Annotated in this window: 14 protein-coding genes; 8 read left to right on the forward strand and 6 right to left on the reverse strand. The window is 42.3% G+C overall.

Annotation, left to right across the window (positions count from 1 at the left end; all coding sequences use genetic code 11):
* Positions 1 to 216 precede the first annotated feature (216 nt).
* The 8 genes from JZ784_RS05350 to JZ784_RS05385 all read left to right on the forward strand — a co-directional run bounded on the left by JZ784_RS05350 (position 217) and on the right by JZ784_RS05385 (position 5,245).
* On the forward strand, positions 217 to 558 hold the full coding sequence (locus JZ784_RS05350) for a hypothetical protein (protein ID WP_005010072.1): 342 nt from the start codon (positions 217 to 219) through the stop codon (positions 556 to 558).
* 28 nt (positions 559 to 586) lie between these two features.
* Positions 587 to 910, forward strand: a complete 324-nt coding sequence (locus tag JZ784_RS05355) for a hypothetical protein (RefSeq protein ID WP_346314084.1) — start codon at positions 587 to 589, stop codon at positions 908 to 910.
* 368 nt (positions 911 to 1,278) lie between these two features.
* Complete coding sequence (locus JZ784_RS05360; protein WP_346314085.1) at positions 1,279 to 1,539, forward strand: hypothetical protein; 261 nt, start codon at positions 1,279 to 1,281, stop codon at positions 1,537 to 1,539.
* A gap of 3 nt (positions 1,540 to 1,542) precedes the next feature.
* The gene (locus tag JZ784_RS05365) at positions 1,543 to 2,295 is read left to right on the forward strand and encodes a zeta toxin family protein (RefSeq protein WP_346314086.1); all 753 of its coding nucleotides are present in this window, start codon (positions 1,543 to 1,545) and stop codon (positions 2,293 to 2,295) included.
* Positions 2,296 to 2,622: 327 nt separating this feature from the next.
* Positions 2,623 to 3,042: a YeeE/YedE thiosulfate transporter family protein gene (locus JZ784_RS05370; protein WP_346314087.1), complete on the forward strand. Its 420-nt coding sequence runs from the start codon at positions 2,623 to 2,625 to the stop codon at positions 3,040 to 3,042.
* Positions 3,039 to 3,461: a DUF6691 family protein gene (locus JZ784_RS05375; protein ID WP_346314088.1), complete on the forward strand. Its 423-nt coding sequence runs from the start codon at positions 3,039 to 3,041 to the stop codon at positions 3,459 to 3,461. Before JZ784_RS05370 ends, JZ784_RS05375 begins: the two co-directional genes overlap by 4 nt.
* A complete protein-coding gene (locus tag JZ784_RS05380) occupies positions 3,461 to 4,333 on the forward strand; it encodes an MBL fold metallo-hydrolase (protein WP_346314089.1) in 873 nt (290 codons plus the stop codon). The genes JZ784_RS05375 and JZ784_RS05380 overlap by 1 nt, the downstream gene beginning before the upstream one ends.
* A gap of 147 nt (positions 4,334 to 4,480) precedes the next feature.
* The gene (locus JZ784_RS05385) at positions 4,481 to 5,245 is read left to right on the forward strand and encodes an alpha/beta fold hydrolase (RefSeq protein WP_346314090.1); all 765 of its coding nucleotides are present in this window, start codon (positions 4,481 to 4,483) and stop codon (positions 5,243 to 5,245) included.
* 27 nt (positions 5,246 to 5,272) lie between these two features.
* Here JZ784_RS05385 and JZ784_RS05390 read toward each other — a convergent pair whose 3' ends face one another.
* The 6 genes from JZ784_RS05390 to tssH are packed head-to-tail and all read right to left on the reverse strand — an operon-like array spanning position 5,273 to position 12,860.
* On the reverse strand, positions 5,273 to 6,250 hold the full coding sequence (locus JZ784_RS05390) for a M15 family metallopeptidase (protein ID WP_346314091.1): 978 nt from the start codon (positions 6,248 to 6,250) through the stop codon (positions 5,273 to 5,275).
* Positions 6,247 to 6,852: a hypothetical protein gene (locus JZ784_RS05395; protein WP_346314092.1), complete on the reverse strand. Its 606-nt coding sequence runs from the start codon at positions 6,850 to 6,852 to the stop codon at positions 6,247 to 6,249. Before JZ784_RS05395 ends, JZ784_RS05390 begins: the two co-directional genes overlap by 4 nt.
* 12 nt (positions 6,853 to 6,864) lie before the next feature.
* Positions 6,865 to 7,671: a type IVB secretion system protein IcmH/DotU gene (icmH, locus tag JZ784_RS05400; protein ID WP_346314093.1), complete on the reverse strand. Its 807-nt coding sequence runs from the start codon at positions 7,669 to 7,671 to the stop codon at positions 6,865 to 6,867.
* A 6-nt stretch (positions 7,672 to 7,677) separates the two neighbouring features.
* Positions 7,678 to 9,042, reverse strand: coding sequence for a type VI secretion system baseplate subunit TssK (gene tssK, locus JZ784_RS05405; RefSeq protein ID WP_346314094.1), 1,365 nt, complete (start codon positions 9,040 to 9,042; stop codon positions 7,678 to 7,680).
* Between the two features lie 5 nt (positions 9,043 to 9,047).
* Complete coding sequence (tssA, locus tag JZ784_RS05410; RefSeq protein WP_346314095.1) at positions 9,048 to 10,172, reverse strand: type VI secretion system protein TssA; 1,125 nt, start codon at positions 10,170 to 10,172, stop codon at positions 9,048 to 9,050.
* Between the two features lie 21 nt (positions 10,173 to 10,193).
* Complete coding sequence (tssH, locus tag JZ784_RS05415; RefSeq protein ID WP_346314096.1) at positions 10,194 to 12,860, reverse strand: type VI secretion system ATPase TssH; 2,667 nt, start codon at positions 12,858 to 12,860, stop codon at positions 10,194 to 10,196.
* Positions 12,861 to 12,937: the final 77 nt, after the last annotated feature.

Here is a 12,937-nt window from a genome sequence, read left to right on the forward strand (position 1 = left end):
GGTATTTTTTTGAAATTGTTACTTTTTCAAAATTTAGCAGAATACGCAGTGTATAGAAAGCGCTTTATGTTCTATTCGCTGAATATCATCCAGCTGCCGGCAGAGATTGATTCTGCTGAGTGAAAAATAGCGTCTGTTTTCACACCGAAAATAACTATCTGACATATTGATCGGATACAATGCATTTTTCAAAGCAAAGATGAAAGCCTGAAAACTATGGATAAAGAGCTGATTGAAGAACAAAAACTGGTATGCGAAGAATTTGGCTCTGCATATCTGCCTGTTAAAGAAACGGATGTTGTTGCTATTGCGCTGCAAACCTTAAAGAAAGAGCCGATTGTCGGTTTGCGTAAATTGCCGGATGAAAATAAAGTGTCTTGGTTTATTTATGGCGGTGAGCTGGGCGATGGTGAAGAGTTCTTTGAAATTATCAGCGTAAAAGAATTGGAAAAAGAATTTCCCGATGCACTTCCATATTTAGCGCTGGATACAGGCTACCGTTTTATGATTGATGCAGATGATTATGAAGATGTTTGGAAAGAAGGCGATGAGGCCTAAGCGGAGCGTTTTCCTCTTCTGCAGCGTGATGATAAGCTTTACTCATGCAGAAGTGCTGACACAGACAGATTATGATCAGCAAATTCAGCACCACATGCAGACCATTCAGCAAACAAAAGCTGTTTTAGATGAACCGAATTCTAAAGCGGATGCTAACCAGCAAAGCCAAGCTTTTTGCGACCGCTTGAATGCTTATGAGCAGATTGCAAAATTATCGAAAGACAATGCCAATTTAGAAATGGCTTCCATTATGCTGATGGCGTCACAAAGCTTTTTAGACAAGCAAAAAGCGCGTTTAGGCGGTTCAGGCATGACAGCAGAAGTATTTTGTGCGGGAAAAATTAAGCAATAAATCCTTTTGAAAATTCAAATTGTCAGGAAATGACAAGAATTTGGAGAGAAATGATAAGTGAATCACATTAATATGGTTATTGTTAGAGAAAATAGTTCGGTATCCCTGGCTGAGCATTTTTCTTTAATACATCAGGTTAATGTCGTTCCTTGGTAGCCACTGAAAAGTGGCTTTTTTTTTGCTCGACGAATAAGCCTGCGCTGTAATTTCAGCTGTGTTGAGTTAAATTTCATGGCTATATGGAAGCATAATCTAATAGCATGGTTGCTGATGTTTTTGATCTAAGCATGCTGTTGAAGAAATAGACAAATTCAGCCAGTATGCTAAGATGATATCAGCACCATGTGTTTAATTTCAGGAGTTGTTGAATGACAGCTTATACTTCAGTCATCAAAGCAGGCAAGTATGAGGATGATATGATCCCTAAACTTGCAATACATGCATTCCGCCATGCTTTTGAGCGCGCGTGCGCATCATCTGAAGTGGTATATGCTAAGAATCAGCAACTCATGCGCCGTGCACAAAATGGGCAAGAAACAGCTGTAAAGGATTTGTCACAAGCTTATGTCGCTGCGGATCATTTACCTAAGGTGCTTAAGCGGAAAAAGAAATTAGAGAGAACAATATAGCGTATGCCTCGACAGCCTCGCATCAGGATGTTTGCGGGCCCAAACGGTTCCGGAAAAAGCACTGTAAAAGAATATTTATTGCCCCATCATATTGGGGCATATTTAAATGCGGATGAGTTGGAACAGCAGCTTCACCAAACGCAGCGCATTGATTTAATGGTTTACCATCCCTCATTGAAAGCGCTTTTCCTGCTGGATTTTTTAAAGCAGAAAAAGCGTCCGAAAGCAGGTGAATATAAGCCGCTGCTTTCTAAAGAACCTGTGATGCTGGATGAATGGAACATTCAGTTTGATGCCAGTGAAATCGATTCCTATCTTTGCGCCAGAATTATTGACTATATCCGGCTGACTTTTTTGGATTTGAAGGTCAGTTTTACCTTTGAAACGGTGATGTCGCATATTTCTAAAGTTGAGTTTTTACAAGAAGCCAAGCGTAAAGGTTACCGGACGTATTTGTATTTTGTGTCTACCGTTGACCCGATGATCAATATTGCCCGCGTAAAATACCGAGTTCAAACAGGCGGACATGGCGTTCCTGAACAGAAAATTATAGAACGCTACCAGCGCAGTATGGACTTGCTGATGCAGGCTGTAGAAGCGGCAGACCGGACTTATATTTTTGATAATTCTGCAGATGGTCAGATTGCATCCTTTATTGCAGAGATCGAATCGGCAGAAATTCTCAAGATGAACCAAAGCCTAAAAATTCTTCCTAAATGGTTTGCAGAAAAAGTGTTGAAAGATTTTGAAGCCTAAACTTGCGATAAAGAGAGAGAAGGTTAATTAAAATTTTAATACTTAAGCAAATCTTAATAGAAAAAGTGAAAGTCTAAAAATATTCGGGCTTGTATTCAGGTTAATTTTTAAATAATTAGTTTATTTAAATAATCTTTCTTTTAAGGCGCTGTCCGTATCTGATTTTTCAGCATGTTAATGCTGTATTTGAAAGAGATGGCAGCTTTTTTTTGTACGGAGATGGATAGTGAGTAAGCTAAAAAACGATAAATAAAAAAGAAAAAATGCTTGAATTAAGCTGAAGATAACATATTATAAAAACATATATTGTTTTATGGGAAGTGGGCTGTGCATGATTTCATTTTAGCCTTCATAGGCGGCACGCTATTGGGTGCATCTGCAGTGGGATACTTATATGTGCATGGGCGAATTGCTGGAATCAGCGGTTTAATCGGGCAACTGTTTAATGTTGGCCAGTTGATGCAGCGTCCAGCAGTCTGGTTCTTATTGGGACTGTTTACTGTGCCGTTTATCTATGGATTTTTTGTGCAGCCAGAAATTACCCTCAACGCTAGCCCATGGATGATGATCATTGCAGGCTTGCTGGTTGGTTTTGGCACGCGCTTAGGGTCTGGCTGCACCAGCGGTCACGGCATTTGCGGGATCAGCCGGCTTTCTAAACGCTCTTGGGTTGCAACAGCCGTATTTATGGCGGCAGGCATGATGACTGTTTTTGTGATGCGCCATGTACTTGGAGCTTCAGCATGAAGAATTTTCTGGCATTTCTATTCGGCGGCTTATTTGCCGTAGGCCTGATGGTGTCCGGCATGGCGAATCCTGAAAAAGTTTTGAACTTTTTAGATATTGCTGGCGAATGGGACCCCAGCTTGGCCTTTGTGATGGCTGGTGCAATCTGTGTGGCATTTATTCCATTTCAGCGCGCTGTACGGCATCCTGAAATAAAAACAGTCTATGGCGAAAATATTGAATTGCCTCAAAACACCCATTTAGATGCTAAGCTGATTGCAGGCAGCTGCTTATTTGGTATTGGATGGGGCATCGCTGGAATCTGTCCTGCGCCAAGTTTTACGTTAATTGGCTTAGGTCATTATCAGGCGCTGTATTTTATCGGTGCTATGTTTGCTGGCGTTTGGCTGCACCGCATTTGGGCTGGAGGAAGTAAATAATGGCAAAGCCTTGGGTACAAGCCTTTTTTGATGACAAGAGCAATACCTACAGCTATGTAGTGACAGATCCGGAAACTCGGAAATGCGCCGTAATCGATAGTGTGCTGGGCTATGATGCCGCATCGGCAACAACATCAACTGAACAGGCAGAGCAAATACTGGCATTTATTCAGCAAAATAGCCTAAGCGTAGAATGGATTTTAGAAACGCATGTGCATGCTGATCATTTAACTGCTGCTCAATATATCAAAGCGCAAACAGGCGGAAAGACTGCTATCAGCCATAATATTGCATTGGTGCAGCAGACATTTAGCGCTATTTATAATTTCGACATGAAGTACTTTAATTCAAATCAGATTTTTGATCATCTATTTGAAGATCATGAAGCTTTTAAAATAGGCGGGATGGATGCTTATAACATGCCAACACCAGGACATACGCCCGCATGCCTAAGCTATGTGATTGGTGACGCCGTATTTGTCGGAGATACTTTATTTATGCCTGATTATGGAACCGCACGATGTGACTTTCCCAAGGGGAGTGCATCGGTTTTATTCGATTCCGTACATCAGCTGTATACGCTGCCAGAGCAAATGAGAGTATTTTTATGCCATGATTATTTGCCGGAAGGGCGGAAAGAATTCCATTGTGAAACAACGATTCAGGCGCAAAAACAGGGTAATATTCATATTCATGAAGGCATTCAAAAGCAAGATTTTATCGAAATGCGCAACCGCCGTGACGCGTCCTTAAGCATGCCAAAATTAATATTGCCTGCGATTCAAATTAATATGGATGCAGGCCGTATGCCAAGACCTGAAGGAAATGGCATCGCTTATTTGAAGCTGCCGCTCAACTATTTTCATTCATAAAATAAGCAAAAGCTGAGTCCATATGATTGAGCTTTTGCCATTTCATAAAAATAGCCTAAGCAAATTTATAAATTAAATGAAAAGGCAATTGATTAAATTCCAGCTTAGAATCATCATAAATCACCTATAAAAGTACCCAAAACCAGTATGATTCTTAATTATGAACTGCATCAAAATACAGTTTCAGACAAAAATCCCATTGTGTTCATTCACGGTTTATTTGGCAGCTTAAGCAACCTTGGCATGCTGGCGCGCGCATTTATGCAAACTCATACGGTCGTTCAGCTGGATGTGCGCAATCATGGAAACTCAGGACATTCTTCAGAAATGAACTATGACCTGATGGCGCAGGACGTGATTGAAACAATCAATGCAGCTGGCCTGCAGCGGGTTAGCTTAGTCGGTCATTCAATGGGCGGTAAAATTGCCATGCGCACCGCCAGTTTTGATCCTGACCGTATTGCGCATTTAGCCGTTTTGGATATTGCGCCATTTGCCTATCAGCAGAACCACCATGAACAAATTTTTAAAGCACTTTTTGCGGTAGAGCGGGCTGACATTCAGACACGCCATCAAGCCATTGAAATCATGAAACAGTTTGTATCTGAAGACATGGTCATTCAATTTTTATTGAAATCTTTTTCTAAAGGCAAATGGCTGTTTAATGTTCCCGCTTTATATGCGCATTATGCTGATATTTTAAGCTGGAATGAACAGTCTTCGTGGTCAAAACCCGCATTATTTTTACGCGGAACAGCATCTCCGTATATCGGAAAAGCTGAATATCTGGATGCAATTGCGCGTCAATTTCCTTTGGCGGAAGTTAAAGGTATTGAAGGTGCGGGGCATTGGCTGCATGCGGAAAAAACGGCAGAAGTTCTGGATCAGCTGCAGAGGTATATAAATAACTGAAAAGGATTAATTACTTAAATTATCTGTTTACGGCGCAGTTGAAAAGCTGCTGGCCTGCAGCTGACCTTCTGATGTCAGCTGCTCGGCCATTTCCCTAGTTTTCTTTAAGCCAGGCATACGGTATTCCGTGTGTCCATAATCTTGAATGGATTTCCAGCGTCCGCCCCAAGTCAAGCCAACGGATTCTGCGACTTGCCCATACAATTGATAACCGCGCATCGCCCAAGGATCCCGCTCTGAAATAACCACTTTTCCATTGCATTTAAATGCGGCATCTGCGGCTAAGCCAAATTGATGATAGCTTTGATATCCGCGTGCGCGTGTGGTGTTGATATTCAATGCGAGTGAATTCTGACGGTCGGGGCTGCGGTAACCTTCTAAAAGAACCATGTCATAGCCATGCTGTTCCCGCATAATTTTAAAGACCATCAGCAGCCGCTGCTTATAGCGTGGATTAATTTTATTCCACTTGCGGTCGGCAGAGGCAAAATCTGTATGATGATATTCAAATAGGTTTTCATCAGCTGGATTCATTGCAGCAGATGGGGCACTCTGAGATGCTGAAATAACAGCAGTGCTGTTTTCTAATGCAATCGCATTATTTACAGCTTCTTGCACCAAGGCATCATCAACTTCTGGCGGAATGTCCAGCATTTGACCATCCAGCATGGCATAGATTTGCGGATCTGCTTCCTTTAAATAGTCGGCTTCAATGGTAGATGCGGTAATGGGCCGAGTAAATGCATACAGTAAAATACTGGAAAACAGAAAGAGTCCCGCTATTAAAATCCACCATTGCTGCAAATGCCAGTGAGACTGAATTTGGTCTGGCGATGCGGCTGCATTCAGCTGATGTGCCAATTTTTTTGCATTAAACAGTTTATTTTTGCTGGCTAAAAAGACATTGCTAAAGGCTTGAAGAAGCCAATGCCTGAATTCATAAGATATCAATAGCGCCATGGCAAAGGTCAGCATAAAAAAACTGCAGGCGATAATAGAAGTCATTGTGCTGCTGCTTGCTCTTTCACCGGCGAAAGTGTTTTTGTCACTGTCATTTGAAGCGAGCCGCGAGGGCTGGGGATTTCGGGGTCGCTGGATACCGCTTGCTTTGCGGGTGCCGGTGTATTTTTTTCTGGCGGCGGTGCTTTTGCCGCCAACTTGCTTTTTACTGCGGGTAAAGCATTAGATTTTGTTGCCGGCTTCACTTTTTGAACAGTTTTAGCGGCCTGAGGCGGGTGGAGTTCTGCTTGTGCAAAGGGGGAATGATGCTGAACTGCGGGTTTTTCATGCTTAAATGCATTCAGTAAATCACCGTCATAAATTTGGCTGGCTTCTTCTTCATCTGAATGTGGATTTTCTTGTGCAAGTTTATGACTTGGTGAAGAAATAGAAGGACGGTGCTGAGTGATCGGTTCTTCTTGCTGAAAATTTTTCTGAGAAATAAGCGCATCATTGGCTTTATGATTAAAATTTATAAACATCAGCCCCGCGGCGCCAATAAGAGCCATGCCGGCAAAGAAGCCGCAAACAGCATAAACAGCGGGATGAAGCGTTTTCTTTTGAGTAGACTGCAGTATGCGTAGATTATTTTTTTTCTCGTTTGCCATTTTATATAGTTCTTATGGTAAATGAATGATGATATAAGCTTGTTCTGCTGGCGCTGTAATCACATTTTGGAACTTTGCAAAAGACTGATTCCCTTGGCTGGAAAGCATAAAATGCAGCGCGGCGAAAGAACTGAATGCAAAAATCAGCCAAAAAATTAGAATCCAGAAGAACGGCAGTTCACGGTGAATAATATGCTTGATTTGATCGGGCAGCGCAGCAAATGGTGAGAATGAAGCTTTTTTGCCTTTCAAATAGTCAATTTCATCACCCACACGTGAAGCAAGTATATTCAGGCTTTCAATCGACTCTAAGCGGTATTTGCCATGAAATCCTAACAGCATGCAATAGTGATAGGCTTCAAGCGCGGCCAGACGCTCTTTTCCTTTACTGCGTATCTCATCCATTTTTTCAAAAAAACGGTATCCTGCAAGCTGTGAACCGAATAAGCTCAGCTGCAAAGGGCACATCATCCAGTTGTTCTGCAAGTCAAAAAAACGGGCATTCTGCTGCGTTACAATAGTTTCATCCAATAAGGCGCAATATGCATATTTAGCATCCTGAATATCCTCATTGCTGAATTGCAATTTGCGCGCCTGACTTTCAAAACGGTTCAGCAAAGTTAAAATTTTGTCTCGGAAACTGTCAGCATTGGATGGCACATACTGATTTTTTAGCAAAAAAACAATATAAAAACCGTCATGCATTAAATCGACCAGATTGGCTGTGCTGGCTATTTTTGTTTCAATCGCAGCGGGGGCCATCCCGATGCCAATGTGGCCGTCATCAAACAATGAAGGTGCATTATTCTGTATATTCATCGTAAATTACCCATTCATGACTGCAATTAATTCAATTGAAATATCTTGGAAGCCGCTTGGAATATAGACACAGAGGGTTTCTGAATCCAGCATCCGCTGGTACAAATCATTGTTTGGCTCTATCTCAAAATAACTGACTCCGGATCGGACGGGAATTGCCGTCGGCACTTGTATTAAATGCTGTAATGGAATGGCAGGCAGTGCGGCGACAACACGCTGTTCAACATCAACGGTATTGCCGACTTTAAAACGTAATGGAACATAGGAAATGAGGTCATGTGCCGGCATCACACCGCTGGAAACTGCCAGATAAAAACGGGTGTCGCGGGTGATTTTGTCTGATTCCAAACTGCCAATCCAATAGGATGGCCGAGCTTCTTTCAAGGCAATGCTGATGTAGCGGTTGGAAATAATCGTATCCAGCAAATCACGTAGAATCAGGTCTAAACTGTTGAAGCTTTCTTCTAAGTGATCATGCTGATACTGCGGCAATTGATCTACTTCATAGGCGGTTGAAAAGGTCAGTAAAGAACCGCTCAAACGGAGCAATTCAAAAAAAAGCCGTTCAGGATGAATATGCGGATACTGCAGTAAATGGTTTAAGGCCGCATGAGCTGTATTCAGGGCATTCACCAGCCAAAAAGAAACGATATCACCTGAGCGGAATTCAATCAGTTTCTGCTCGTTTTCTCGATTGTTTGCCTGAATGGCTTTAATCTTAGCTTTAATGACATTTAATGTGCGTTTCAGGCTGGAAATGAGCGACTCGCTGGATTCGATATGCAGGATAGGCGGAATAAATTTGGCATCCAGTACAAAACTGCCTGAACTTTGGCGCTTAATCCGTCCAATAGGCAGATACAAAAAGCCATCCAGCTGATGCGGCTCATGATTCAGTTCAAAAAGCTTGAATTCAGCACGGCGCCGCAGCATTGTAATTTCAGCGCTGCTCGCATCGGTAAATAAATCATGTGTTTCAATTAAATGTGAATGATATCTGCTGGATTGGCTATTCGCAGATTCAAAGCTGACGTTTTTTCTATTTGGCTGCAAGATAGGTAAAGCTAAATAAATCTGCATTTCGCCTTTTAGGTTCAGCACATCCAGCATTATCGGCTCAGGCAGCAAATCTTGGGCTGGCGCTTGGTAAATTTCCCCATCTTGCCAAATCATTTCGATTTGGCTTAAAGCTAAAATATGGGTGCCAAGCTGAGATTCATCAAATTGAAAAGACTGGATGCCGTAAGCAAAAGGAATGGTTGCGCGAACCGTTTGGTTTAACCGCTGTTCATGATAGGCATCCTGCAGCTGAAAATGCTGCGGACGCAAGAATAGGCCTTCGCCCCATAATATTTTTTCTGCTTTAAACATTTCAATTACCAACTACTGTCTGTTTCATTATTTGAGTCATGGGTATTTGCCTGCACACCCAGAAGTTCGTGTACGCTTTCTAAAGGCTTTTCATTTTTTAAAACCTGAGCCAGCCATTCATGCAGCGGCATATGGCTCCACTTAATGGTTTTTTGCAGCAGATAGCTCACAGGGCTGTGCGGTTCATTGGCTTGAAAATAGTCTGCAATTTCCTGCAGCACGAGCATAGCCTGTGCACGGTTCGCCAAATGATTTTGCGGCTGCGGCTGAAAAGACTGCTGATGATTCATGTGCTGGACAGCGTGGTTTGCAGAAAATTCAGCATGATTCACTGGTTCTGATGCTGTGTTGGCCGATTCAGCAAATGAACTGTGAAAAGCATCCGCTTTATAAATTTTCTTTATGGTCATATGGATTGTTTCAATTTGAGAATCGATGGATGCAAAACTTGGCGCATCCAGCCCCATTAAGCTGTCCAACGTCTCTTTCAGCAGCTGCCATTGATTGATAATGTCCAAAAACTGCTGAAAATTCTGATATTGAACTGATTTAGAAGTATTGAATAAAGCCTGCTCAAATTGCTCTAGATAATTTGCAGTTTCTTCATTGAGATCATCCTTAGCATTTATTTTGAGTCTTTGATTTTGCTGATGCCGCATACTGTCATAATCTGAAAGCGTATATGCTGCTGACGTGCTGACAACAGGAATGCCTTTCAATAAAGCCGGCAGCAGATTGATAAATCCTTGAAGCAAGCCGATACGCTGATCTAAATCATTTTCTTCAATTTCAGGATGCAATAGATCCCAATACGCATTCAAGCTCCGATGCGTCAGTTCAAGCGCTTTGGCAATGCCATCAAAGCCATACAGATGGGGCCACGCTTCCAAAAGCCAGGTCAACAGGCGGAGATCTTTGGTTTTCTCGGTCAATAATTCTGTTGATTTGGCATGAATAAAAGCCCAATCGGCCTGTTTTGGCTCAGAAACCCAGTCGCCTTGTTCGAGTAAAGGGTCATCTTGGGTTTTCGCTTTTTTAATCGCATGAAACTCATTGGAAAAAGAGCAATCTATGCCGCAGGGGCGGCTCTCTGAAATGGGCTGCAATAAATGGTCGAGTTCTAAACTCATATTCTGCCTTTCTTGTTAAAATTAAGTTTCTAATGCTTTTGATTTTTTTGTTTTCTGCTTTTTAGCCATTTGATTTTTAGGATCAAGCGCATAATGAATTTCATCATTTTTGACATTGATTTCAATCAAACGCGGAACTTTTTGCTCACTCATCGCCATTAAAATTTCTGTCGCCAGCGCAGGAAGAACAGATGAGTTTAAAATGTTGTCAACATTTCGAGCCCCACTGTCTATTTCAGTACAGCGGTTCAGCAGCAATTCAATGAGGTCATCGTTGTAAATGACTTCGGTTTGATACTGCTTCTTAATTCGGGCGGTAATTTTTCCCAGCTTTTGCTGAATGATTCGAATCAGTAAATCATCATGAAGCGGGAAGTAAGGCACAATGCGCATGCGCCCTAAAAAAGCCGGTTTAAACTGCTTGTACAATGCAGGTTTAAGCTGATCAATCAGTTCTTCCGCAGCCGGCCATTTATCAATTGGCGTATTCAGGCAAGCCTGCATAATAGAACCTGAACCCGCATTCGAGGTCAAAAGGATCGTGGTATTTTTAAAATCGATCAGGCGTCCTTCACCATCCTCCAATACGCCTTTATCAAAAACTTGATAGAACAGTTCCTGCACATCATTGTGGGCTTTTTCAATTTCATCTAAAAGTACAACACTGTATGGATTGCGGCGTACCGCTTCAGTTAAAACCCCGCCTTGCCCATAGCCCACATAGCCGGGGGGAGCCCCTTTTAATGAAGATACGGTATGCGCCTCTTGATACTCAGACATGTTGATTGTGATTAAGTGGGATTCACCGCCATACAATTCATTAGCCAATGCCAAGGCAGTTTCAGTTTTACCGACGCCGCTCGGGCCTGCCAGCATAAACACTCCCTGCGGTTTATTGGGGTCTTCTAATTTGGCTTTTGAGGTTTTTATGCCTTGCGCCAATTGATGCAAGGCATACTCCTGTCCCATGACACGCTGGCCAAGCTTTTCTTCTAAACAGAGGATGTGCTTAATTTCATCGTTAACCATTTTCCCGACGGGAATACCAGTCCAGTCCGAGATAATCTCATTAATAATGTGCGCATTTACCCGTTCGAAAACTAAAGGGGATTGGCCTTGAAAATCAGCCAGCTGCTGGCGCAATACAGTGACTTCGCCATTATGGTTCTGTTCGGAATCTTGCTGCAAACGATGAATTTGCTGGACTAAACCCAGCTCTTGCTTCCATTTAAGTTCCGTTTGGGCAATTTCTTCATTTAAGCTGGTGATGGTTTTTGCCAATTTGTCTAACCGTTCATGATGAATCGGCATATTTTTGTTTTCTTGAATTAAAATGTTTTGCTGCAGTTTCAGGTTATGCAACTGCGCATAAAGCTGATTCAGCTGAACAGGAGCTGCATTTTGCGTCAGCGCAACGCGGGCTGCTGCAGTATCCAAAACACTGATGGCTTTATCAGGCAGTTGCCGGCCAGTAATATAGCGGTGTGAAGCATGCACAGCATTGACAATCGCTTCATCATCAATTTGCAGATTAAAATGAGCTGCCATGACGGGAATCATCGCGCGCAGCATATCTATGGCGACTGCCTCAGTTGGCTCTTCAACTTTTACGACCTGAAAACGGCGGCTCAAGGCGGCATCTTTTTCAAAATATTGTTTATATTCTGCCCAAGTGGTCGCGGCAATGGTGCGCAATTCACCCCGCGCTAAAGCCGGTTTCAGCAAATTGGCTGCATCATTTTGTCCAGCTTGACCGCCTGCGCCGATCAGAGTATGCGCTTCATCAATAAATAATATAATGGGATGGCTTGAGGATTGAACCTCCTGAATCACTTGTTTTAAACGATTTTCAAATTCACCTTTAACGCTGGCGCCGGCCTGCAGCAGCCCCATGTCCAATGCATGCAGCTGAACATTTTTGAGCGCATCGGGCACTTGATTTTGAGAAATTTTAAGGGCCAAGCCTTCGACAACGGCAGTTTTACCTACGCCAGGCTCACCGGTTAAAATAGGATTATTTTGGCGGCGGCGCATTAAAATATCCAGCATTAAGCGGATTTCAAACTCACGGCCAATGACTGGATCTATACTGCCTTTTTTAGCTTTTTCAGTTAAATTAATAGTGTATTGATCCAAAGCCGGCGTTTTGACGGCAGTGGCGGCATGATGATCTTCTGAAGAAGGCCCTTTTTTTTGCTGCAGCGGCTGATGCTGGTTTTCACTGCTGCTTTGACATAAATCTATAAATGTATGCTTTATGGTATCAATGGGGAACAGATCAAAAAGCGCTGATGCGCGGGCAGCAATTTGATATAAGTCCTGAGCCGTCAGCAGGGCTGTGATTAAATGGCCACTGCGTATTATTGGATCCTGTTCAGCGGAAGCCAGCAGCCAGGCTTGTTCCAGCAAGCGGACAATCGACTTGGCAAAAATTGGTGTCCGGGTATTGCCTTTTGGCAATAGGGCGATGCTTTCCGTTAAGTCGCGGACGAGATCATCTTTCGGAATATTATATTTATTGATTAAAATTTGAATGTCATTGTCATTTTTTTGCAGCAGCAGCTCTAATAAAAAATGTTCAATTTCAATTTCATAATTTTGCTGTGATATGCAGGTATTGGCTGATTTTTCTAGTGATAAGCGTGATTGTGCTGATAATTTTGTAATTAAAATTTTTAAATTATTCATAGATATCTCAGTATTTTTTAATAACACGCAGCTTATTGGAATAAGTCTATTTACGGGCTAATTTTAATTAAATAATA

This window comes from Acinetobacter sp. CWB-B33 (assembly GCF_039655955.1).
GTDB classification, from domain to species: Bacteria; Pseudomonadota; Gammaproteobacteria; order Pseudomonadales; family Moraxellaceae; genus Acinetobacter; species Acinetobacter bouvetii.